The organism is Thiovibrio sp. JS02, from assembly GCF_053485635.1.
In genome coordinates this window covers 594,949-617,437 of the sequence record NZ_CM130715.1, presented here as the reverse complement: position 1 = coordinate 617,437, position 22,489 = coordinate 594,949, and the positions used below count along the sequence as shown (strand labels likewise).

General features: G+C 60.0%; 25 protein-coding genes. 9 read left to right on the top strand and 16 right to left on the bottom strand.

Annotated features, from left to right (window positions below; all coding sequences use genetic code 11):
- The first annotated feature begins 96 nt into the window (after positions 1–96).
- On the top strand, positions 97–585 hold the full coding sequence (locus ACUUL3_RS03035; RefSeq protein WP_448554455.1) for a hypothetical protein: 489 nt from the start codon (positions 97–99) through the stop codon (positions 583–585).
- A gap of 152 nt (positions 586–737) precedes the next feature.
- Positions 738–938, top strand: a complete 201-nt coding sequence (locus ACUUL3_RS03030) for a cold-shock protein (RefSeq protein WP_448554453.1) — start codon at positions 738–740, stop codon at positions 936–938.
- A 105-nt stretch (positions 939–1,043) separates the two neighbouring features.
- Here ACUUL3_RS03030 and ACUUL3_RS03025 read toward each other — a convergent pair whose 3' ends face one another.
- The 4 genes from ACUUL3_RS03025 to ACUUL3_RS03010 form a co-directional block, all read right to left on the bottom strand.
- Positions 1,044–3,758, bottom strand: a complete 2,715-nt coding sequence (locus tag ACUUL3_RS03025) for a cation-transporting P-type ATPase (RefSeq protein ID WP_448554451.1) — start codon at positions 3,756–3,758, stop codon at positions 1,044–1,046.
- 65 nt (positions 3,759–3,823) lie between these two features.
- Positions 3,824–4,573 (bottom strand): M48 family metalloprotease, encoded by a 750-nt coding sequence (locus ACUUL3_RS03020; protein ID WP_448554449.1) that lies wholly within the window; start codon positions 4,571–4,573, stop codon positions 3,824–3,826.
- A 34-nt stretch (positions 4,574–4,607) separates the two neighbouring features.
- Positions 4,608–5,456, bottom strand: coding sequence for a zinc metalloprotease HtpX (htpX, locus tag ACUUL3_RS03015; RefSeq protein ID WP_448556423.1), 849 nt, complete (start codon positions 5,454–5,456; stop codon positions 4,608–4,610).
- A gap of 51 nt (positions 5,457–5,507) precedes the next feature.
- Positions 5,508–5,753, bottom strand: a complete 246-nt coding sequence (locus tag ACUUL3_RS03010; protein WP_448554447.1) for a TFIIB-type zinc ribbon-containing protein — start codon at positions 5,751–5,753, stop codon at positions 5,508–5,510.
- 159 nt (positions 5,754–5,912) lie between these two features.
- Here ACUUL3_RS03010 and nhaR point away from each other — a divergent pair, with 159 nt between their 5' ends.
- Positions 5,913–6,854, top strand: coding sequence for a transcriptional activator NhaR (gene nhaR / locus ACUUL3_RS03005; protein ID WP_448554445.1), 942 nt, complete (start codon positions 5,913–5,915; stop codon positions 6,852–6,854).
- A gap of 10 nt (positions 6,855–6,864) precedes the next feature.
- Here nhaR and ACUUL3_RS03000 read toward each other — a convergent pair whose 3' ends face one another.
- From ACUUL3_RS03000 to ACUUL3_RS02985, 4 genes are all read right to left on the bottom strand, one after another.
- The gene (locus tag ACUUL3_RS03000; protein ID WP_448554444.1) at positions 6,865–7,524 is read right to left on the bottom strand and encodes a response regulator; all 660 of its coding nucleotides are present in this window, start codon (positions 7,522–7,524) and stop codon (positions 6,865–6,867) included.
- Positions 7,525–7,661: 137 nt separating this feature from the next.
- Entirely contained in the window at positions 7,662–8,528 is an 867-nt protein-coding gene (locus ACUUL3_RS02995; protein ID WP_448554442.1) for a hypothetical protein, read from the bottom strand.
- Between the two features lie 102 nt (positions 8,529–8,630).
- Positions 8,631–10,061, bottom strand: a complete 1,431-nt coding sequence (locus tag ACUUL3_RS02990) for an RtcB family protein (RefSeq protein ID WP_448554440.1) — start codon at positions 10,059–10,061, stop codon at positions 8,631–8,633.
- A gap of 54 nt (positions 10,062–10,115) precedes the next feature.
- Entirely contained in the window at positions 10,116–10,559 is a 444-nt protein-coding gene (locus ACUUL3_RS02985; RefSeq protein ID WP_448554438.1) for an archease, read from the bottom strand.
- Between the two features lie 203 nt (positions 10,560–10,762).
- Here ACUUL3_RS02985 and ACUUL3_RS02980 point away from each other — a divergent pair, with 203 nt between their 5' ends.
- Complete coding sequence (locus ACUUL3_RS02980) at positions 10,763–11,446, top strand: protein-L-isoaspartate(D-aspartate) O-methyltransferase (protein ID WP_448554436.1); 684 nt, start codon at positions 10,763–10,765, stop codon at positions 11,444–11,446.
- Between the two features lie 13 nt (positions 11,447–11,459).
- Positions 11,460–11,708, top strand: a complete 249-nt coding sequence (locus ACUUL3_RS02975; protein ID WP_448554434.1) for a hypothetical protein — start codon at positions 11,460–11,462, stop codon at positions 11,706–11,708.
- A gap of 18 nt (positions 11,709–11,726) precedes the next feature.
- Here the strand turns inward: ACUUL3_RS02975 and ACUUL3_RS02970 are convergent, their stop codons facing one another.
- Positions 11,727–12,260 (bottom strand): chemotaxis protein CheD, encoded by a 534-nt coding sequence (locus ACUUL3_RS02970; RefSeq protein ID WP_448554433.1) that lies wholly within the window; start codon positions 12,258–12,260, stop codon positions 11,727–11,729.
- Positions 12,261–12,285: 25 nt separating this feature from the next.
- On the bottom strand, positions 12,286–12,903 hold the full coding sequence (locus tag ACUUL3_RS02965; RefSeq protein ID WP_448554431.1) for a phosphoribosyltransferase: 618 nt from the start codon (positions 12,901–12,903) through the stop codon (positions 12,286–12,288).
- A 173-nt stretch (positions 12,904–13,076) separates the two neighbouring features.
- On the opposite strand from ACUUL3_RS02965, the gene ACUUL3_RS02960 reads away from it, so the two are divergent.
- Positions 13,077–13,469 carry a hypothetical protein gene (locus ACUUL3_RS02960; protein ID WP_448554429.1) on the top strand — a complete coding sequence of 131 codons (393 nt, stop codon included), beginning with the start codon at positions 13,077–13,079 and terminating at the stop codon, positions 13,467–13,469.
- Between the two features lie 2 nt (positions 13,470–13,471).
- Here the strand turns inward: ACUUL3_RS02960 and ACUUL3_RS02955 are convergent, their stop codons facing one another.
- The 5 genes from ACUUL3_RS02955 to ACUUL3_RS02935 all read right to left on the bottom strand — a co-directional run bounded on the left by ACUUL3_RS02955 (position 13,472) and on the right by ACUUL3_RS02935 (position 17,809).
- The gene (locus ACUUL3_RS02955; RefSeq protein WP_448554427.1) at positions 13,472–14,740 is read right to left on the bottom strand and encodes a TRAP transporter large permease; all 1,269 of its coding nucleotides are present in this window, start codon (positions 14,738–14,740) and stop codon (positions 13,472–13,474) included.
- Positions 14,741–14,758: 18 nt separating this feature from the next.
- Positions 14,759–15,280, bottom strand: coding sequence for a TRAP transporter small permease (locus ACUUL3_RS02950; RefSeq protein WP_448554425.1), 522 nt, complete (start codon positions 15,278–15,280; stop codon positions 14,759–14,761).
- Positions 15,277–16,311: a TRAP transporter substrate-binding protein gene (locus tag ACUUL3_RS02945; protein WP_448554423.1), complete on the bottom strand. Its 1,035-nt coding sequence runs from the start codon at positions 16,309–16,311 to the stop codon at positions 15,277–15,279. The genes ACUUL3_RS02950 and ACUUL3_RS02945 overlap by 4 nt, the downstream gene beginning before the upstream one ends.
- 8 nt (positions 16,312–16,319) lie before the next feature.
- Positions 16,320–17,231 carry a TRAP transporter TatT component family protein gene (locus ACUUL3_RS02940; protein ID WP_448554421.1) on the bottom strand — a complete coding sequence of 304 codons (912 nt, stop codon included), beginning with the start codon at positions 17,229–17,231 and terminating at the stop codon, positions 16,320–16,322.
- Between the two features lie 149 nt (positions 17,232–17,380).
- Positions 17,381–17,809: an FKBP-type peptidyl-prolyl cis-trans isomerase gene (locus ACUUL3_RS02935; RefSeq protein WP_448554419.1), complete on the bottom strand. Its 429-nt coding sequence runs from the start codon at positions 17,807–17,809 to the stop codon at positions 17,381–17,383.
- Positions 17,810–18,047: 238 nt separating this feature from the next.
- On the opposite strand from ACUUL3_RS02935, the gene ACUUL3_RS02930 reads away from it, so the two are divergent.
- Together ACUUL3_RS02930 and ACUUL3_RS02925 are read left to right on the top strand one after the other, a co-directional pair.
- Positions 18,048–18,275 carry a nicotinamide mononucleotide transporter gene (locus tag ACUUL3_RS02930; protein WP_448554417.1) on the top strand — a complete coding sequence of 76 codons (228 nt, stop codon included), beginning with the start codon at positions 18,048–18,050 and terminating at the stop codon, positions 18,273–18,275.
- Positions 18,276–18,281: 6 nt separating this feature from the next.
- Complete coding sequence (locus ACUUL3_RS02925; protein ID WP_448554415.1) at positions 18,282–19,247, top strand: P-loop NTPase; 966 nt, start codon at positions 18,282–18,284, stop codon at positions 19,245–19,247.
- A gap of 87 nt (positions 19,248–19,334) precedes the next feature.
- Here ACUUL3_RS02925 and metF read toward each other — a convergent pair whose 3' ends face one another.
- Positions 19,335–20,225 (bottom strand): methylenetetrahydrofolate reductase [NAD(P)H], encoded by an 891-nt coding sequence (gene metF / locus ACUUL3_RS02920; protein WP_448554413.1) that lies wholly within the window; start codon positions 20,223–20,225, stop codon positions 19,335–19,337.
- A 305-nt stretch (positions 20,226–20,530) separates the two neighbouring features.
- Between metF and ACUUL3_RS02915 the strand changes: the two genes are divergently transcribed.
- The gene (locus tag ACUUL3_RS02915) at positions 20,531–22,465 is read left to right on the top strand and encodes a pentapeptide repeat-containing protein (protein WP_448554411.1); all 1,935 of its coding nucleotides are present in this window, start codon (positions 20,531–20,533) and stop codon (positions 22,463–22,465) included.
- The last annotated feature ends 24 nt before the right edge of the window (positions 22,466–22,489 follow it).

The window sequence follows — 22,489 nt, the reverse complement described above, 5'->3', positions numbered from 1 at the left end:
CTTCCTCTGCCGAGGAAAGATCATCTTGACATTCGCTTCCCGCCTGATCCATCATCAAAGGATGATAACAAACCTTTCACGCCGGGGGATACCGCAATGACCATGACCGACATCAAGGAACGAGCCGAAAAACTGGGCATCAAGATCGGAAAGATGAACAAAACGGATGTGATTCGCGCCATCCAACGCAAGGAGGGAAACTTTCCCTGCTTCGCGACGGCAAAGGACTATTGCGACCAATTGGCCTGTGCCTGGCGCAATGCCTGCCTGCCGACAAAAAAACTAAAAAAAGACTATGACCAGAAAAAAGAACTCTATCTCAAAAAAATCACCACGGAGATGGAGGAGTTGACGGACAAGCTTGCCGACCTCAAGGCAAAATCACAAAAAAACATGGGAGAAGGCAAGAAGGAGGCCCTTGAAGAGCTCCGGAAAATCGAGAAGAAAAGCGAGGAGCTCAGGAAAAAGGCCCGCAAGCTCGCGGCAGCCGGCGAAGATGCCTGGGAAATCACCAGAAAAGGCATCGACAAAGCCTGGGATGAGGTGCGCAAATCGTTCAAAAAAGCATTGGCGCAGTTCGACTGAGGGTTTCCTCTTTTGCCGCAGGGTCTGAAAAGAGGGCAAGATGGGCGATCGGCAAAACACACCCCATATCGCCCGGCAAATATCCAGCCAATAAGTCAGCCGGGAGACCGGCCGACTTCCGGATGAACCATCGATGAAAAGAGAGGCGAACGATGCCTGAAGGAACAGTGAAATGGTTTAATGACGCAAAGGGGTTCGGCTTTATCCAGCAGGACGACGGAAAAGACGTTTTTGTCCATTACTCGGCGATCCAGGGCGAAGGGTTCAAATCCCTGCCGGAAGGGTCCCGGGTCCGCTTCGACATTGTCGAAGGGCCCAAAGGACCGGCCGCGGCCAATGTTGTCAGGCTCTAGCCTTCAATTCCTGGGCAGCCCGCCCGCAAGCCCGGAGCCCTTCCCCCTGGCGGAGGAGGGCAACCTCCCCCCTTCCCCTCCCCAGCCGCGGTACGCAAGCCGGGCTCAAGGTTGCCCGGCCCTTTGCCAGAGCCGTTTTTCCAGCTCCACAACAAGGTAGGTAACAATGCCCGCCGCCGCAATCTTGAGCCAGGCCAAGGGACCGATGGGCTCCGCCTGAAAAAGGCGGTTCATGATCGGCAGATAGGTGTAGGCGACCTGGAGCAGCAGCATGACGACAGCCCCGCCGAACACCCAGAGGTTGGAAAAAAAGCCGAGCTCAAAAATCGTTTTGCTCAGCGATCGGCAGTTGAAGAGATAAAAAAGCTCGACAACGACAAAGGCGTTGACCGCCACAGTGCGCGCCTGGGCCAGGGTGGCGCCGGAGGCCAGCTCCCACGCGAAAAGGCCGAAGGCGGCAAGAAGGAGAAGGGCGCCGACCAGAAGAATGCGCGCATTCAGGGTGCGGGTGAGAATGGGGGTTTTCGGATCCCTGGGCTGCCGCTGCATGATCCCCGGCTCCTTGGGCTCAAAGGCCAGCATCAGGCCGAGAAAACCGGCGGTGGTCATGTTGATCCAGAGGATCTGCACGGGAAGGATGGGAAGGGTTACTCCCAGAAAGATGGCGAGGAGAATGACCAGTCCCTCGCCCAGGTTGGTGGGCAGGGTCCAGACGATGAATTTGGTCAGGTTGTCAAAAACGCCGCGCCCCTCCTCAACCGCCGCCTCGATGGAACTGAAATTATCGTCGGTGAGCACCATGTCCGCGGCCTCTTTGGCCACTTCGGTGCCGGTGATCCCCATGGCCACCCCGATATCCGCCCTTTTCAACGCCGGCGCGTCATTGACTCCGTCGCCGGTCATGGCCACCACGTGCCCCCGGGCCTGGAGGGCTTCCACCAGGCGCAGCTTCTGCTCCGGCGTCGCCCGGGCAAAGACGGGAGTGCGTTCGGCCGCCTCGATGAATTCGAGATCGGAAAGCCCAGCAAGCTCGCCGCCGGTCAGGACCGGAACCTTGCCATCCCCGCCGGTGCCGGCAAGGCCAACCTGCCGGGCAATGGCCGCCGCGGTCAAGGGATGATCGCCGGTGATCATCTTCACCCGCACCCCGGCGGCCTGGCAGATTTTCACCGCCGCCATCGCCGCCTCCCTGGGCGGATCGATCATACCCTGCAAGCCGAGAAAGGTCAGACCGGAGGCCACATCATCGTGGTTGACCCCACCGGGTTCTTCAGCCATTTCCTTCCTGGCCAGGGCAAGCACCCGGGCGCCGCCGCCGGTCAGCGCCTCGACCTCGCGATGGATCTGTTCGGGTCGCAGCTCGCTTACGGCGCCCGCCGCATCGAGCTGGTCCACGCACCTGGCGACAATGGTTTCCACCGCCCCCTTCAGGTAAATGGTGCATGGTCTGCCGCCCCCTGCCCTATGCAGGGTGGCCATATACTGATGCTCGGATTCAAAGGGGATGGAATCAAGGCGGGGGGTTTCCCGCAACAGCGGTTTCGGCGCCTGCCCCGCCTTCAGGCCCGCGACCAGAAGCGCTCCTTCCGTGGGGTCGCCATGCACCTGCCAGGTTCCCTCCTCGACAACCAGTCGGCTGTCATTGCAAAGGACGCCAGCGCGCAGACATTCCGCCAGGGCGGGAAAAGAGTCGCTTGCCACCGGAGCGCCACCGGTTTCAATCGTGCCGCCATCGGGATTGTAGCCCGTCCCGGTGACCTCAAACCGCTTCCCGCCCGCGATTATCCCCTGCACGGTCATCTGGTTTTCAGTGAGGGTGCCGGTCTTGTCGGAACAGATCACCGTGGTGCTGCCCAGGGTTTCCACCGCCGGCAGCTTGCGGATAATGGCATTGCGCTTGGCCATGCGCGAAACGCCGATGGCCAGGGTGATGGTCACCGCCGCGGGCAAACCCTCGGGGATGGCGCCGACCGCAAGGGCGACCGCGGCCATGAACATGTCGAAAAGCGGCTGACCACGGTAGATGCCCACCACAACCGTGAGGGCGGCAAGGCCCAGGATGGCATAGAGAAGGATGTGACTGAAGTGGGCGATCTTCCTGGTCAGGGGGGTGGCGAGCGCCTCGGCCTCGGAGATCAGCTGGGAGATCCGGCCCACCTCGGTGTGATCGCCGGTGGCAACGACAATGCCGCTGCCCTGACCAAAAGTGACCAGACTGGAGGCGTAGGCCATGTTCTTGCGATCGGCCAGCACCGTATCATGGGCGAGTTTACCGATTGTCTTGCCGATTGGCAGGGATTCGCCGGTCAGGGCCGACTCATCGACCTGCAGTTCGCGCACCTGGAGAAGGCGCAGATCGGCCGGCACCTTGTCCCCGCCCTGCAGAAAGACGATATCGCCTATCACCAGCTCGGTGGCGGCAATGCGTTTTTTCTCGCCCTGCCGCAGGACAGTCGCCTCGGTGGTCATGGTCTTGGCCAGGGCGGCGAGTGCATTCACGGCCTTGGCCTCCTGGATGAAGCCGACTATGGCGTTGACGATGACCACCCCGAAGATGACCCCGGAATCCACCCATTCCCCCAGGGCGGTGGTGATAAGACCGGCAACGACGAGGATGTAGATCAGGGGCTGATGGAACTGCAGGAGAAAACGCAGCAGCGGTCCCTTGCCTTTCTTGGCACTGAGGGTATTGGGGCCGAAATGCTCCAGGCGTCGCTTGATTTCAAACAGGTCAAGGCCCTTTTCCTTCCCGCTCCCCAAGAGGTCCACGACCTCCGCCTCGGGCAGATGGTGCCAGTGCTTGCCGAGCAAATCATCCATGCACACTCCTCCTCGGTATACGTTCCCTTGATTTCGAATTTAGGTAAGGTTGCCGGCTGGCGATCTCACAACTGCCGGCTCAGGCGTTCCGCCCTCTTGTCCGGGGCAGGATGGCTGGAGAGAAAGGAATGGGAACTGCCCAGACCGGCAAGTTTTTGCAGGGCCGTGACCGCCGCCCGCGGCTCCGCCCCTGTTTTCCTGAGAAAAACGAGGCCGTAATCATCCGCCTCTCGCTCCTCCTGCTGCGAAAACTGCGCATTGAGCAGCCGTTCCGCAAAACCACCCAGGGCGGAACCGGCGAGGGCGCCAGCCTCGTGGTTCAGGGAGGCGACCCCCTTGCGTACCGCCCGGCCGGCATAGGCGACGCGCATCTTCTTGCGGACATGGTCCTTTGTCACGTGCCCCATTTCATGGCCCAGAACAAAGAGCAACTCCCCGTCGCTCATCATGTCCATGAGACCGCTGTAAATACGGATTGTCCCATCCGCCATGGCAAAGGCGTTCACCTCGGGGTCCAGATACACCCGGCAGTCGAAGAGATAGCCGTCCTGCTCCAGATGACCGGAGGTGATTCTGGCCAAACGCCGCGCATAGCCGCTCTCTGAGGGGGCAATCCGGTGCTTGCGGTCGGAAAAATCCGCGGCCTGGGATGCCGATTCCCGCACCGCCTCGCCGGAGAGGGTTATGGCCTTGACCGCATCCGCTCCGGCGTCGGCGGCGAGCAGCACATCAACATCCTCGCACCCTGCGAGCAGGAGCGACAGACCAAGAAGCATCGCCAGGGCGCAGCGGCGAATCACCATTGCCGGCAACATCCTGCCATCCTTATCCCATGCCGACGCCGCGCCATTACCGGTTGCCGCTCAACAATCGCTGGATCCGCTCCCGAATCGGCGGATGGGTGCTGAAGAGGTTGGCGATGGCAGAGCCGCTCAGGGGATTGACGATGTACATCTGGGCCGTGGCCGGATTGACGTCCATGGGCCGGCGATGGTTATATTCCTCAAGGCGGTTCAGGGCGCTGGCCAGCCCCTGCGGCTTGCCGCAGATGGAGGCGCCGGTGGCGTCCGCCAGATATTCCCGGCTGCGGGAAATGGCCATCTGGATCAGGGCGGCGGCAATGGGCGCGACGATCATCATGACGATGGTGCCGACAAGGCCGCCGGCGTTCCCCTCCTCATCCTCACCCCGGCCGGCGCCAAAAATCATTGCCCACTGCGCCATGGTGGCAAGGGAGCTGATGGCGCCCGCCATCACTGCGGCGATGGAGCTGATGAGGATATCCCGGTTTTTGATGTGGGCCAGTTCATGGGCAATGACGCCTTCCAGTTCATCCTGATTCAGAAGCCTGAGCAGGCCTTCGGTCACCGCGACCGCCGCATGCTCGGGGTTGCGGCCGGTGGCAAAGGCATTGGGGGTGTCGCCGGGCATGATGTACACCCGCGGCTTGGGCAACCCCGCCCTGGTCGCCAGCCTTTCGATCACGGCGTGCAACTGGGGCAGATCCCCGGCGCTCACCTCTCTCGCGCCGCCCATCTTCAGGGCCAGCTTGTCACTGAACCAGTAAGCGAAAAAATTCATCCCGAAAGCCATGAGCAGAGCGATGATCATGCCGCCCTGCCCTCCCAGGGCGCCGCCGGCCACCACAAACAGCCCGGTGAGCGCCGCCATCAACAGAAAGATTTTTGCCGTATTCATCATCTCGTTTCCTCGGCATCCGAATCGTAACGCTTCAGCCTCAAGAAAAGGTTAAAAATCAAAGAGGTCGTGCAGGAGCGATTTCTTTTTGTAAGTATGCACTTTTTCCTCCCGGTGCGACTTGCCGCCGTGACGGCCGCCATCATCATGTTCCTTTCCGGACCCGGAACGCTCGATTATTTTATCGAGCTCTCCCCGATCAAGCCAGACACCGCGGCATTGCGGGCAATAATCAATTTCCACCCCCTGCCGTTCCGAAATGAGCAAATCAACCGTGGGACATACAGGACATTTCATATGCGATCCTCCTTTGCTTGTTTGCGTATTGACGATACCTCCGATACCAGGGTGAGGCAAGTCCGCCTCCCCCGTTCCGAACAAAATAAGACAGGCAAACACTTTGATCAATTAGAAAATAATGATATTATCATTTCAAATAATCGAAAAGGAGATGCCATGGACTGGCTGAACTATCATCATCTTTACTATTTCTGGATCATCATGCGGGAAAAAAGCCTGACCGCCGCAAGCACCAAGCTGCGCCTTGCCCCGTCCACGGTGAGCAGCCAGCTCGCCAAACTGGAGGAAATCCTGGGCGGCAAACTCTTCCACCGGATGGGCCGCAGCCTGGAGCCCACCGATCTCGGCCATTTGGTCTACCGCTATGCCGATGAGATTTTTTCCTTGGGCAGAGAACTGATGGACACCGTCCGGGGGCGGCCGGTCGCCGGCCCTCTGGCCCTCAAGGTCGGCATTCTCGACGTGCTTCCCAAACTGGTTGCCCGCAGGCTTCTTGAGCCGGCCACCCAGCTGCCGGAACAGGTCCGGCTGGTTTGTCATGAGGGAAAGGAGGAAAACCTGCTTGCCGCCCTGGCCCTGCACAACCTCGATGTGGTCCTGAGCGACACCCCGATCCGTTCAGGCCTCAGTATCAAGGCATACAGCCACCTGCTTGGCGAATGCGGGGTGTCGTTCTTCGGGGTTGACAGGCTGGCGACCTCGCTGGAGAAGGATTTTCCCCAGTCGCTGGATAAGGCGCCCATGCTGCTTCCCATGCAAAGAACTTCGATGCGCGGAGGGCTCGACCAATGGTTCAACGCTTTGGGAATTCAGCCGACGGTGGTGGGGGAATTCGACGACAGCGCCCTGCTGATGGTCTTCGGCCAGGAAGGGGAAGGAATTTTCGCCGCGCCTTCGGTCATTGAGGAAGAGGTCTTGAAACAGTTCCAGGTCGCGGTGGTGGGCAGGAGCAACGAGGTACGCGAACGATATTATGCCATTTCGGTGGAGAGAATCATCAGGCACCCCGCCGTGACCGCGATTTCAGAGGCCGCCCGCCAGAAGCTGTTCTGCAGAAAAGAGGAGCGCGGGGAGAAGAGGCCGGCCAAAAGAGATTGAGACAGCCCCCTCATTCTGGCGGGGTATCGACCAGCCCCTTGGCGATGGCATATTTGATCAGATCGGCGGCCCGCTTGATGCTGAGCTTCTTCATCATATTGGCCCGGTGGTGCTCGACGGTACGCTTGCTGATGTTGAGCTTATCGGCAATATCCTTGCTGGTGACTCCCTCGGCAACCATCTGCAGGATCTGCTTCTCGCGGGGGGTGAGCACCTCGCCCCCCTCCTCCGCCCGCCCCCGGCAAGAGGCGATAACATCTTCGGAAAATTCCTTGGAGAGATTTGGAGAGATATAGAACTCGCCCTGGCGGATCTTGGCAATTGCCGGCAGAAGCTCGGTGTCGGAATCCTCCTTGAGCAGATAGCCGTCGGCGCCGGAACCGATGGAGGCGCAGAGGTACTGCTCGCTCTTGTGCATGGTGAGCATGAGGACCTTGGCCTGCGGACAGATCTTGCGTACTTCCCGAATCGCCTCGATGCCGCGCAGATTGGGCATCGAAATATCCAGAATCACCAGATCGGCCGGCGTACTTCTCAGCAGTCCGATGAGCTCCAGGCCGTCGGCAGCTTCCCCCACCACCTTGAGCAGGGGGTTCTCCTCTATCATCTTTTTGATGCCGTGCCGGATCAGGGCATGGTCATCGGCCAACACTATACGGCAATAGGGCATGACGTTCCGCTCCCGCAGTCTCTGCAACCAGAAAAAATCTCAATATATCCTCTGGTTGTATACAGGAATTGCGCGCTTCCTGCAGCAAAATTGTTGGCGGCTGAAAAAGCCCGCCGCCCGGCGCGGGAGGAAACCCCTCAGGTTTCTACGGCGAGCGTCTTCACGTTCGGAGCAAAGGCGTTGTAGGCCAGGCTGATACCCAAGGCAAAAAGGGTGGTCCCCACCCCGATGATGGCGCTGATGGTGATGGGCGCGATCAGGGCCAGGCGAATGAGGACCGTGGCCACGGCATAGCCCGAGTTACGGAAGGAAACCAGATAATGCGAACTGTACCTGAGCGAAATGAGGACGACAAGCACGTCGCTGAAGATCAGCAGGGTATAAAAGGAAGCAAAGGCGTTTTCCGGATGCCCTGCGCTGAAGTACCCCCAGAGATCGACGGCGCAGATGCCGATGAAGGAAAAAAGCAGCAGGAGGGCAAGCAACTTCTTGGTGAGAATGAAATGGCTTCTGATATTCTCATCGGCTGTGATGGGATGGGACCGCTGCGCCTTATAAAAAAAACCGAGCACCACGAAAATGAGCAAAGCGCCGAGGGCCGAGGCCACAATGGCGCTGAGGGATTCCTGAATCTCCAGCCACTGCAACGGCTCGTGAAAATGGGAAAACTCCTTGAAAGTGTCGCGGAGGAGGATGAGGGAAAGGATCTCGAACTGCTTGCCCACCGATTTGGTCACCGAGTGGACCAGGCTGAAGATGAGGCTTATTACCTCCAGGGCCAGAAGCAGGTTGAAGGCCTGCTCGATGGCGGCAAGATGGGTGCGGGAGAAATGGGGAGCAATGGAGGCCGGCAGCAGCTGCCTGCGGTTGCACTCGATGACCAGGATGGCCGCGATAAAAAAACTGACCAGGAGCGTGGCGAAGAATTTCTGCCCATCCTTGCTTTCCACCTGCAGCTCGATCCAGTCGAAGATAAAACCGGCCCGTATCAAAAAAAATTCCATGTCTTTCCCGCCTGCGTTGAAAAAGAAACCAGCCGCCTGACAATTTCTAAAATAATAAAGATTTTAAGACAATGCCATAAATTTGATAATTTTTACCAACGACTAACCCTTCACGCAAATCATGGGTTCCACCCGGGCCACTTTGCCGGCAAGTCCTGCTGCATGCGCTGCTTCGACGACCTCGCTCACATCCTTGTAAGCGCCGGGCGCCTCCTCGGCAACCCCGCGCAGGGAGGGACTCATGATGAGGATTCCCTGCCTGGCCAGTTCGTCCACCACCTCGCGGCCACGCCACTTTTTCAAGGCCCTGTTCCGGCTCATGGCCCGGCCTGCGCCATGGCAGGCCGAGGAAAAGGCGCGGCCCTCGCTTTCCTTGCTCCCCACCAGAATGTAGGAGGACGTGCCCATGGTGCCGCCAATCAGCACCGGCTGGCCCACCTGGCGCAGGGAAGGGGGAATGGCCGGGTGACCAGGCCCCAGCGATCTGGTCGCCCCCTTGCGGTGCACGAATACCCGCCGTCTGACTCCGGCGACCTCATGTTCCTCAACCTTGCAGGTGTTGTGGGATACGTCATAGAGGAGCTTGAGATCGGCGTAAGGAAAAACCTCGGCAAAGGCGGCTCTGGTCAAATGGGTGAGAATCTGGCGGTTGGCCAGGGCGCAGTTGATGGCGGCGCGCATGGCGCCGAGGTAGGCACGGCCTTCCGGGGAATCGATGGGCGCGCAAGCCAGTTCGCGGTCCGGCAGAACGAGATGATGCTTGCCGGCCGAGACGGCCATGCGCTTCAGAAATTCGGTACCGATCTGATGTCCCAGACCGCGGGAACCGCAATGGATGCTGATCAGGGCTTCCCCGGCCTTGAGGCCGAAAACGGCCGCGGTTTGCGGGTCAAAAATTTCCACGATCCGCTGCACCTCCAGATAATGGTTTCCGGAGCCCAGGGTGCCCATTTCGTTACGCTGTCTCTTCTTGGCATACTCGGAAACCTCGTCGGGGTCAGCGCCCTCCATGCAGCCCTGCTCCTCAATCCGTTCGAGATCCTCCTGCCGGCCAAAGCCTTTTTCCAGCGCCCACCGGGCTCCGCCCCGCAGCATGGCCTCCATGCCCCTGGCGTCCAGGTGCACGTTGCCGGTGCTGCCCACTCCGGCTGGAATGAGCCGAAAAAGCACCCGGGCAAGCTCTTCCTGCCGGGCCAGGATCTCAGCCGCCGAAAGACCGGTGGTCAGGGTCCGCACCCCACAGGAGATGTCAAACCCGACCCCGCCGGCGGAAATCACCCCTCCTTCTTCCGCGGCAAAGGCCGCCACCCCGCCGATGGGAAAGCCATATCCCCAATGGGCGTCCGGCATGGCGTAGGAGGCTTTGAGAATCCCGGGCAGGGTTGCGACATTGGTGACCTGCTCATGGACCTTTTCATCCATCTCCCGGATGAGCTTCTCGCTGGCGTAGATCACGGCCGGAACCCGCATCCTGCCGAACGGCTCTATCTCCCAACAGTATTCATCCCGCCGCTGAAACAATCCCAGTTCCATAGCATCCCCTCCCCAGGCAAAATCCCCCATCTCCCAGTGCCGCGGCGGAACAGATCAGACATCCACCACGCACTGGGCCAACCAGAGCCCCTCCTGCGTTTGCGCCACTTTCAGGGCGGTGTAGGTCGCCCCCTTTATTTCCACGGCCGGCGCATGACGGTCTGTATCAACAGCCTCCCCCCAAGCCTCGCCGTTGAGGGAGGTGCCGACAATCTTCACCGCAAACCGGGCAAAAAGCATCCTGCGGGTGGCCATCTCGTAGAGCAGGGCATTGAGCCAGTCGGCAAAAAGCAGTTCCAGATCCGGGGCCTCGCAGGCAACTTCAACCTTCGCCAGCGCCCTCACCGTGGCCGGTTCCGTAAGCACGGCGGTCATGGCCAGGGCGGCCTGGACAAAAGCCGACTCCACGGTGAGTCCCAGACCGCGCACCCCTATGTCCGCGACATGCTGAAAGTGTTCCCAGCGGGCTTTAGCGGCCCGTCTCTGCTTCGCCGTCATGCCCATCTTCTCCGCAGGCAAATGAAATGAAAAATACATTGTATCATTGGCTGATCTTTTTTTTCCAGCTCAACCGGCGAATTCCGGCCTGCCGGAAATTCCCGGCGCCGTAATAAATTCTTTGACTCGCCAGCAGGGGTTAAGCCATCATGAGATCAGGAAGTTGTTGACGGGAAAACGGGAGCTTGGCTTACGGCGGGGCTATGGACAAGAACAAAATGCAGGAAATGCTCCGCACCATCGAAAGCGAGTGCCGCTATACCGGCGGCATTACCGGCCGTTACACCCTCCAGCAGCGGATATTCGACGCCATGGCCGCGGTGCCGCGGGAGGAATTTGTCCCTCGGGAGCTCAAGGATTATGCCTACGACAACAATCCTCTGCCCATCGGCAACGGCCAGACCATCTCCCAACCATTCATCGTCGGCCTGATGACCGACCTCCTGGAGCCGAGTCCGGAGGACATCATTCTTGAGATAGGGGCCGGTTGCGGTTACCAGGCCGCCATTCTCGCCAAGCTGACCAAACAGGTCTACAGCGTGGAGATCATTCCGGCCCTGGCGCAGCAGGCCGCCCTGAATCTGGACAAACAGGGAATCGACAATGTGGAGGTCATCAACGGCGACGGCAGCGACGGCTTGCCGGAACATGCCCCTTATGACGGCATCATCGTCACTGCCGCTGCTCCGAAAGTTCCCGCCTGCCTCATCGCCCAGCTCAAGCCCTTTGGCCGGCTGGTTATTCCCGTCGGCGCGCCCCACATGCCCCAGGAGTTGATGCTGGTAGAAAAAACCGACAGGAAGCTCATCAGCCAGGCCATACTCACCGTGGCCTTTGTTCCCTTTACCGGCAGAATCCAGGGCACCCATCGCGAGGATGACGACTAGCAGGAGGTGTCAGGTGTCGGTGACCATCCAGGTTGAATGCTATGCAGGGTACCGCGGCGAACAGACCCCGCGCCGGATTACCTTTGCCCGCAGGAGCGTGGAGGTGCTGGAACTCCTTGATTGCTGGCTTGCCCCGGACCATCGCTACTTCAAGTTCATCGGCGCGGACGGCGCCCTTTACATCATCCGGCATGACACAGGCAAGGATGTCTGGGAACTGACCCTTTACGACGCCACCAGACCGGCGGGCGGGATCTGCTGAAGGGAAACCGGCCTCAGGCTAAAAGTCCGCGCTTTTCGGGGTTATTTTCAGAATCACCTGCCCGGTATCGGAATAAAAACCCAGGGTGCGCCCATTTTCACCACCCACATCCTTGGCGGTTACGGGAATGTTCTTACTGGCCAGCAGGTTCAGCGCTTCGGCCGCGTTTCTCTCGCCCACGCTCTGGTTGCCGTCAAAAATCCTCAGCACATTGGCCCCGCCAAAGATCTTGACCACAAGCTCCTGGCGGGCGACCCCCCGCCGCAAAAATTCATCCAGCATATGGTTTACGGCACAGTTCACATATTTGAAATCGCAGGAGGATGGCGCATCCTGCATGCATTTCACCGGACAGGCGTCCCAACACCGCGAGCCGTTCCGGCCGCGGAAGGGCAACTGCGCATGGCAGATGGCGCCCAATTTCAGGCGCGGGCTGAAAAAAACCACGGAAAGGCAGGAGCCGAGGGTGGTCCAGACAAAACAGGGCGCATCGGCGATGCAGATCTCCCCGGGCTTCAAAAAAATTTTCCGATAGCTCTCGTCTGGAATCATGGGAAAATCACCCCCAGGGCGGAACTTATTCCTTCTCTGAGCGGGCAAGCATGGCGAGGACATCCGCGCGCACGGCGCCGGAAATTTTCACCCCATACTCCCTGAAAAAATAGTCGCCCAGCTCCTCCGTACTTTGCGGAACGACCCCTTTGCGACGGAGAAAGCCGGCAAGATCCTCCAGGACCGCCCACGGATAAATCACCCAGCGCCAGCGCACGATTTTGCGCGCGACAAAATCAGGGTGAAACTCCGCCCCCTTCTTGGACTGCATCACCGCCGTCCTGATCTGGACCGCGCCCTTCCCGGCCAGATGCGCCATGGCGACCACCATGGTATCGCCGGTGTCCACCAGATCATCAACGACCAGGATCTTCCTGCCCCGCACATCCAGGGAAAGAGGCGCGACCAGCCGCGCCGTGCGCTCCTTGTCAGCGCCGGCCCGATAATGAAAGACCCGCATGCTGGCCAATTCATTGATCTCCAAAAAATCGCAGATGAGCCGGGCTGGGACGAAACCGCCCCGGGCGATGGCCACCACCACCTCCGGCTTGAATCCTGACTTGCGCACCATCTGCGCCAATCTGCGACAGAGGCCATACATGATTTTCCAGCTGACGAGTTCACACTGGAAATGCTCCTGCATCCCTATGCTCCTTGACAAAAATGGCCCCCGGACAGGCGCCCGTTCCGTCGTCACGCTTCCGACAAAGATATTGTATCATTTTTCAAAGCGGGGTATGCCAGTAAAGGAAAGGGCAACGGAAAAAGAACCGCGGCCCCGCGCCACTGCAACAGAACAATCCGGAGGCTCCCGTCATGGAAAACTCTCAAGACAGCAACGCCGACAAGCTGGAAAAGGGAACGGTCACCCTTGCCGACGGCGGCCAATACAACGGCGAACTCAAGAATGGCGTCCCGCACGGCCAGGGCCGTCTTGACCTGCCCAACGGCGGGGAATACCTCGGCACCTTCCAAAAAGGCGTCCCCGAGGGGCAGGGAATCCTGGTGATGGCGAACGGAGGCCGCTACGAAGGAAACTTCAGCGGCGGCGGGCCCAGCGGCCAGGGAACCCTCTATTTCCCGGATGGCGGCCGATATTGCGGCGATTTTGCCAAAAACGTCCCCCACGGCCACGGGATCATCCACCTGGCCGACGGCCGGCAGATTGCCGGAGAGTTTGCCAACGGGGCTCTGCTGCGGCAGAAATAGGCTCAGCCGAGCCACTGTACGAGAAAGAGGCTCAACTTGGGAAAATAGGTGATGAATACCAGGGTGATGAGCAACAGACCGAGAAAAGGCAGGGTTGCCCGGTAAAGCTGCACCACCGGTTTTTCAAAGCGATAACTGGCCAGAAAAAGGTTGAGCCCCACCGGCGGTGTGCAGTAGCCGATCTGCAGGTTGGTGAGAAAAATGATTCCCAGGTGGACGATATCCACGTCGTACCCCCTGGCAATGGGCACGATGAGCGGCACCACCAGCACCAGGGCCGAAAAGATATCGAGCATGGCGCCGACGATGAGCAGGAAGATGTTCAGGAGCAGAAGAAAGGTGTATTTGCTGGTGATGTGCGCCTGAATAAACTCAAAGAGTCTGGTCGGCACCTCCTGATCCACCAGAAAATTGGTGGAAGCCATGGAGGCGGCCAGCACCACGAAGATCCCACCGAAGAGCGCCATGCTCTGCACGATGATCCCCGGCAGCCGGCCGAGGGAAATATCCCGATAGATAAAAACCTCCACGACCAGCACGTACAGGGCGGTGATGGCCGCCGCCTCGCCGGCGACAAAAAAACCGCCATATATCCCGCCGAGCACGATGACCGGCAGGGGCAGCTCCCAGGCCGCCGCTCGCAAGGCCTGGACAGTGTCTCCATCCTTGGGCGGCTTGACGGGCCTGAGCGCCGTTCTCCCCTTGTGGATACTGAAGGCGGCCAGCAGAAAAAGCATGAAGAGGCCGGGCAGAATCCCGGCCAGGAAGAGGTGATCCACCCTGACTTCGGCAATCACCCCATAGAGGATGAGGGGCAGGCTTGGCGGAAAGAGCAGGCCGAGGCTGCCTGAGGTGGTGATCAGCCCCAGGGAGAACTGCTCCGAATAGCGATCCTTGAGCATGGCCGGGTACAACAGCCCGCCCAGGGCGAAGATGGTGACCCCGGAGGCGCCGGTAAAGGCGGTGAAAAGCGCGCACACCACCAGAGCCAGGACGGCAAGCCCTCCGGGCAGCCAGCTGAAGAAGACATGGGAAAGAGCGAGCATCCGGACGGGAGCCCTGCTTTCCGAAAGCAGGGTGCCGGCAAAAATGAAGAGCGGCAGGGATAAAAGCAGAGGAGTGTCCGCCAGGCGCGACATCTCGACGATCACCACGGAAAGGTCAACGCCGATGCCGTAAAAGGAAAGAAGAGCCAGGGCGGCAATGACCACGAAGAGCGGACTGCCCAGCACGGCAAGGCCAAGGGTGAGAACCTTCAGGATCTGCAGCATGCCTTCCCGCCTCCCCCCTCAGCGCACAGGATTGATCTTGCCGAGGGCAGCCAGGAAATCGCCGATGCTGCCGGCGAAAAAACGAAGGGCGATCAGGGCAAAGGCGATGGGAAAAACGAGATTGAGCTGCCAGGGAGCAAGACCGATCAGGCGTTGACCGGCATCGTATGCCGCTTCTCCCCGCACGAAGACCACTGCCGCGTAAGTCAGCACCAGACAGACAAGGGCGGAAAAAAGCTGAATCAGCACCGACAGCCAGATCATCAGTGGGGCCGGGAGCAGGCGGGAGGCGAGATCGATGGCGATATGCCTGTTCAGCCTGGTCGCCACCCCGGCCCCCAAAAGCCCTGCCCAGAGAACCAGATAACGCAGGAACGGATCAGCCCAGGGAAGACCGGCGGCGAAAAGCCTGAGTCCGATCTGGACGCAGGCCAGAACAGCCATGCCCACCAGGAGCAGGCAAAGCAAAGCCTCCTCAAGCCGGTTGAGGAGGCCGACAAGCCGCGGAAAGACTCCGGTGAGCACTCTGAGCTGACTCATTTCGCCTCGGCGACTCTCCCGAAGCCAGCCCGGAAGTCCGCCCGGAGCCGGGTGGCGGCCTCGTAGATCTCCTTGGAAAATGCGGTGCCGACCAAGCGCTGCACCGTCCGGTCGCGGGTGGCATGCAGCTCCCGCAGGGAAGCCTCCTCGGCGCCGAGCAACTGGATGCCGTTGTTCTTCAGCGTCTGCAGGGCTTCCTCGTTGCTCTTCCGGGTGTCGGTCAGAAGACCGGCAAAATGCTTACGGGCCGCTGTTTCCATCAGAGTGACATACTTGGCGGGCAGTTTGTCAAAGGCGCTCTTGGAAAAGATCAACCCGCCATAGGCGTAGCCGAAGGGCGCATTGGTAATGTATTTTGTCCGGGTGAACCATTGCAGGACGATGGAGCCGTAGAAGCTGTTGAACACCGTATTGATCATGCCGGTCTGCAGGGAAGGCAGCACGTCGGGGATGGAGAGCGGGATGGGAGTGACTCCCATGTCCTCCAGGAAGGAGCGGCTCACGGGATCGCTTTCCGGGGCCCAGCACTTGGTGGCACGCAATTGCGCCACCGTGGTCAGCGGCTCGCTGGACATGGTGTAGATGAACCCCACCTCGGTCATGGCCAGCAGAACAAGGTCTTTTTCCGCAAAGGCCTTCTGGAACAGGGGAAAGAGCCCTTCCCAGACCCGGTCCACCTCGGCATAGGAGTTGAAGAAGAACGGGACGCCCATGACCCTGAAATCCGGCACCACCTCGCTGATCCCGGTCATGGTAAAGCCGCCGCCGTGCAACTGGCCGATCCGCATCTTGCGGTACATGGCGCGATCGTCGCCCATCACGCCGCCCATGTATACCTTGAAGCCGATCTCATTGTTGCTTTTCGCAGCCACCTCGTCGTAAAAATCCTGGAAGCGCTTGGTCCAGACACTGCCGTCCGGCGCCAGGGAGGCGACCTTGAAGAGATAGCGCGGAGCCGCTTGTCCCGTGGCCGGGGAGCAGAACAAGGCGGCAAGCAGCAGAACGCATATCCTGACAGAAAATCGCTCCATAATTCCCCCTAGAAATACTCGTCGGTCTTGGCCAGCAGGCGCAATGCCCTACGTTTTGCCACCACGTTGGGCAGGGTGAGCTCCGGGGCGCTGGCCAGGTCAAAGGCCAAGACCTCGGCAAGGAGACTCTCATAGAGTTCACGATCAAAGGTCTGGCGCGCATAATGCTCGGCATAGGCGACCAGGGCGGGCAGAAACCGCCGCTGGCTCAAGACGAGCGCCCTGTCGAAATGGCCGCGGCTTGCCTCGGGGTTGCCCCCCAGCAGAGCCGGCCTTGACCCGTAATAGATGGCGAGAAAAAGGTGGCTGCCGCCGTTGTAGTACCCCTCGTCCAGGGCGAGCACCCGCAGCATGAGCTGTTCCACCTTGGGCAACTCGGCCATTGCCGCCGGGGCGCCCTGCTGCAGGCCGATCCAGGTTGCCCAGCCGTAGCCGGCCCAGAAAAGCTTTTCCACCCCGGCTCTGTCCACCGCCGCGAGGGACGTGGAAAAATCGGCGACCGCCTGCCCCGGCGTGCTGGCTGCCAGGCCCGACAGGCGCAACAGCCGCAACCCATATTCCCTGGCCCTTTCGCTCAGGACCGCGGCGCGCTGCGCACGGCCCGGGCATTCCGGCATGATGGTGGCATAGGCGGAGTAGGCCTGCACCCCGCTGAGAAGAAGCTTCTCATTATCGGGGTTCCCGGCGATCAGGCTGTCGAGCATGAGCAGATAGGCGGGCGCCCCATCGCAAACCAGCTCCAGGTCGGACTGGCGGTTGAGATTCCTGACCACCGGCTCGACCACCGGCGTGATAAAGAGAGAGGCGCAGCCGCTCAAGAAAAGCAGCGCAACGGCCAGAAAGCCGTTTTTTGCAACAGAAGAAAAATTGCCGCTGGCCTTGCCCACGACCGCACCCCATGCCTGAAAATTCTTCAACACCCCGTCTTTTTGGATATCTTCCCAGAAGAAGGCGCTGAACACAACCGGGCAGGAGAATTTTTCCCAAAAAACCCTCGGCCCCGGGAAAAACCTCAAAAAAACCCGGCCTGCGCGCACCAGGGTCTGCCTCGGATTCAGGCTTCCCTGTCTCAGGAAATGGCGACCAGCTCCAGGTCAAAAATCAGATCCTTGCCGGCCAGGGGCGGGTTCGCATCCAGGGTGATCACCTCGTCGTTGAGGCCGACAACCGTGACCAGAATAACCTCGCCGTTGGGCCCGCCCATCTGCAGCTTCTGGTCAAGCTCCGGGTTGAGATCCGGCGGCACCTGACTGCGGGGCACCTCGATGACCAGCTGATCATTTTTTTCGCCATACGCTTTTACGCAGGGGATGGTGACGTTCTTGGTGTCGCCGATGGCCATGCCGAGCACCGCCTCCTCAAACCCGGGGATCACCCGGCCGTCACCAATGGTAAACTCCAAGGGTTCGCGTCCCACGGAGGAATCGAATATACTGCCGTCCTCCAGTTTCCCGGTATAATGGATACTGACGCTGTCTCCCTTTTTCGCCTTGGACATACTGTTCTCCTTTTTTAATTACCCCGACACGGGATTTTATCTCCACGAAATATCGAGTTTTATCCGAAAGTCCCGCACTATACCATAAAATTATGCACAATGGTACTTGCCGTCTCCCCTCTTTGGCTTTAAGCTACAAAAACGCATTCCGTAACCTCCTCTCCGCAGGCTGCCCCGAAACAGGATCTTTCAACAATCAGCCAAGCCTCCTGCCCCAGGCAACGACCAAGGAAATTTTATGTACGAATGGCTTCTCACCGGCCTCAGCATCCTGGGCACCATCTACAATCTGCAAAAACGCGCCGCCGGCTGGGTGATCTGGACCATCTCCAACCTGGGCTGGATCATCAGCTTTTCCATGAAAGGCCTGATGGCTGAAGCCTTTCTCTTTTCCGTGTATCTGTTCCTCTCGGTCTACGGAATTTTCAAGTGGTGGCCCCGCCACCAGAAAGAGAACGCATCCTAGCCCGCGATGCAGGCAACCGGCAGAGCAACCATCATTCCCGTGGCCAGCGGCAAGGGCGGAGTCGGCAAAAGCATCTTTTCCGCCAGCCTGGCCATCGCCCTGGCGAACAGGGGCCACGATACGGTGGCCGTGGATCTCGACCTGGGAGGCTCGAACCTCCACACCTACCTGGGGCTTGCCAACACCAACCCCGGGGTGGGAGATTATCTCAAGCAGCGGCTTGGCAACCTGCAAAGCCTGATCGTCCCCACCACCATCAAAAACCTGCGCTTCCTGCCCGGCGACGGCAAAACGCCCTTCATGGCGGACATCCCGACCGGACAGCGTTTTCAGCTCCTTGAAGAGCTGCAGAAAATCCCGGCCCGCTATGTGCTCGTCGATCTTGGTGCCGGCTCCTCCATCAACACCATGAACTTCTTCGGGCTCTCCAACAACGGCATCATTATCACCACCCTGGACTCACCGGCCCTGATGAACGCCCTGGTCTTCCTGCGCAATTTCATGTTCGCCAACATCCTCGCCCTTGCCAGGGAAAACACGGTCTTGCGGAAAATGCTTCTCGATGCCTACCGCCAGCCGGCCAACAGGGAAAACCTCACCGTGCAGTCCATCCTTGCCTGCATTGCCCTGCACGATGGGCCTCTGGCGGAAAGGATCAAAAGGCGCTGCGGCTTTTTTCAACCACGCTTCGTCTACAACATGGGAGATCAGGCCGAGGATGTCACGGTGGCGACGAGGATGGAGGCGACGCTGCAAAAGAGCCTTGCCATGCGGTCATCCACCCTGGGCCTCATCTATTACGACGAGTTGGTCCGCAAGGCCGTGCGCAAAGGCGAGGTTTTTCTTCCCGCCCATCCGGCCAGCGCCTATGCCCGCTGCCTGGACACCATCGCCTCCCGCCTGCTGCAGCCTGCTTCCGCGGCAAAAGCCTCTCCAGATGCCCTGGTGGCGGAAGCCCGCCGCAACGCCTGACCCCCCTTTCGCCATCATGGCTGAACAAACAGGGCGGCCGCCAGAAAGGCAACCGCCCCGCATGGTTCGGAGAACAACAAGAGGAAATCAGGCACCGAGCTGGATGGAATCCTCCACGCCCAGGCTCTGGTAGATCTCCAAGGTCTGCCGGGAATTATTGAGGGTATAAAAGTGAATGCCCTTCACATTGTTGTCAATCAGGTCGCGGACCTGTTCGGTGGCCCAATGCACCCCCACCTTTTCCACGGCTTCGTCGCTCTTGGCCCGATCGATGGCGCGAAGCAGCGGGGCTGGCACCCGGGCACCGGCGGCAAGCTCGGCCATGCGGACCATGCCGCTTCGGCTGGTAATGGGCATGAGGCCGGCGATGATCGGCACCCCGATGCCGGCTAGCTCGCAACGGTCGCGGAAATCATAAAAATCACGGTTGTCGAAAAAAAGCTGGGTCACGATATAGTCTGCGCCGGCATCGACCTTGGCCTTGAGATAATCCATTTCGAGAAGCCGGTTGGGCATGGCGGGATGCCCCTCCGGAAAACCGGCCACGCCGACGCCCATCCGCGGGAAATTCCTCTTGATGTAGGCGACCAGATCCGCCGCAAAGGCAAAGCCGTCCCTGGGCTGGACGAAATCCTTCTGGCCCTTGGGCGGATCTCCGCGCAGGGCCAGGATGTTTCTGATGCCGCTTTCCGCGTAATTGGCAAGTATCGCCCCGATCTCGTCACGGCTGGAACCGACGCAGGTGAGGTGGGAAACCACGGTGAGGTTGGTCTCCTTTTGGATCCTGACGATCAGCTTGTGGGTGCGGTCCCGGGTGGAGCCGCCTGCCCCGTAAGTCACGCTGACATAGGCCGGCTTGAGGGGCATGAGATCCGAGATATTGGCAAAGAGATTCTCAAAGCCGGCCTCCTCCTTGGGGGGGAAAAACTCGAAACTGAAGGAAATTCTGTTCTCGGCAAGGATGTCTTTAACCAGCATGTGTCCTCCCAAACGTGCTGTTTTGCTGAAAAATTGCGCAATTACGAAGAATCCCTATCTACCAAATTTGCCTCCCCATTGCTCGACAAATCCTTGCGGAAAGAAAAAAATAATCCGCCACCTCTGCCCCTGCCCTCATGCCATCCGCTTTGCCAAGCTCGCATCTTAGCTTGACAAAGTCCGGCCCATGGTTTTAATCAGATTTGCAAACGGATGAACGCGTGATTTTTCTCCGGCTCAGCCCCGGATTCTCCTTGCGGCCGGCGACACCACCTAAGGGTTACATGACTTTGGCAAACTCGATAATGAAAACATCCGCGACGGTACTCACTTTCTGCTCTTTCTGCGTCGCCGTCTGCCCTTCCGCTGCCTCAGCCTATACCCAGAAGGATCTGGATACCCTCCTTGCCACCAAACGCTGTGTCGAATGTGATCTCTTTGGCGCCGATCTCAAAAAGGCAAAGCTTGCGGGCGCCTATCTGGAACGAGCCAATCTCTCACGAGCCAATCTCATGGGGGCGGACCTGGAAGGGGCCAACCTGAAGGCGGCCAACCTGACCGGCGCCAACCTCGTCGATGCCGATCTGGAAGAGGCCGATCTGTACAGAGCCGACCTCAGCGGCGCCTTTCTGAAGGGCGCAGAGCTGAAAGGCGCCGCCCTGGAGCGGAGCAATTACGAAAAGGCCCTCCTTGAGAATGACGGCTATCAGGCCCCGGAAAATGCCCTGACCATCCCGGCGGCGCCCCCGGTGGAAACACAACCCCTGGCGGAACCCGTTCCGGAAACAACGATCCCGCACAAAACGATTGTCGAAGAGCCTCTCGGCCAAGAACCGCCCGCCCATACCACGACGGCCGCTCCCGCTTCCGCGGCCATCGCCTCCGACAAACCCCAGCCGGCCGGCCCGGTTGCCGACACCGTCGCCTCTGACCGATATCCGGTCGAAACCGCTGAAAAAGAGGCGACAGTGCCGGCGCAGCGACCGGAGGCCGCTCTCCCGGCATCGCCCGTGGCGGCAAGCGGGACTGCCGCCGCAACTCCGGCTGCAACCGACCAATCCGAACCGGAGGCGACGCAACCGGAATCGGTGCCGGCCACGGCCACTGCCCCGCAAGTCCGCACGGTACGCGTCACCACCAAGACCCAGGATGCGGAGGCCGGCCCCCGGGAGCCGCAGACGGATCTGGACCGCCTGCTGATACAGAACGCCTGCGCAGGCTGTAATCTCAGCGGCGCCAATCTGGTGGGCCTTAACCTGAGCCGCGCCAATCTGGCCCGCGCCAACCTGGCCGGCGCCAATCTGGAAGGCGCCATCCTCAAGATGGCTGATCTTGCCGAGGCAAGCCTTGCCAATGCAAACCTGAAAAACGCCATCCTTTCCGGCGCCGATCTCTATAACGCCGACCTCACCGGCGCAGCCCTTGCCGACGCCCAGCTCGACGGCGCCTATCTGGTGGGCACCCTTATCGAAAACCAACGGCAGATCGGCAGCAAAGAGGACATCGACGCCTTCCTTGCTCAATACCGCGACAAGAGAGTGGTGCCGGATCAGGATGCCCGGCAGGTCGGGGACGCTCCGGAAGATACCCCGGCAGCCGGCGACGATTTGCCCCTCCAACCGGGCGGCACCCCGGAGTTCACCGCAACCCTGCGGCCGGAACAGGCAGAGGAGCGTCCCGCCGCCTTGACCGCCGCGGCTGCCGTACCCGAGCCGGCCCAGACAGAAGAGTCCCCGGCCATTACAGAAGAAGATCTGCTGGCGCTGGCGGCTCAGGAAGCGCCGGACCCCGCCCGGGTCGCGGTGCCCTCCCCTCCGGAAACCGCTGTGCCCTCAGCACCGGCCAAACCTTTCTTGCAGAAAAAGCTTGCCGTGGGCAAGGAGACGGAAGTCCCGCAGCTCACCGATCTTGAAAAACTGCTGCAGCTCAACCGCTGCGTGGAGTGCGATCTCGCCGGCGCTGACCTTTCCGGCAGGAAACTTGCCGGCGCCTATCTTGAGCGCAGCAACCTCGCCGGCGCCAACCTGCGTGATGCAAAGCTGGAAGGGGCCAACCTCAAAGGGGCCAACTTAAGCGGAGCCAATTGCGAAGAAGCTGATTTTGAGGATGCTGATTTCTACAAGGCAGACTTGAGCAATGCCAACTTCAGGAACGCCAACCTGAAAAACGCCGCCCTGGACAGGGCAAACCTGACCGGCGCCCAGTTTGACGGCGCGAAGATGGAAGGGGTAAGCAGGTAGGGACGAGGGGAACTCCGGAAATCA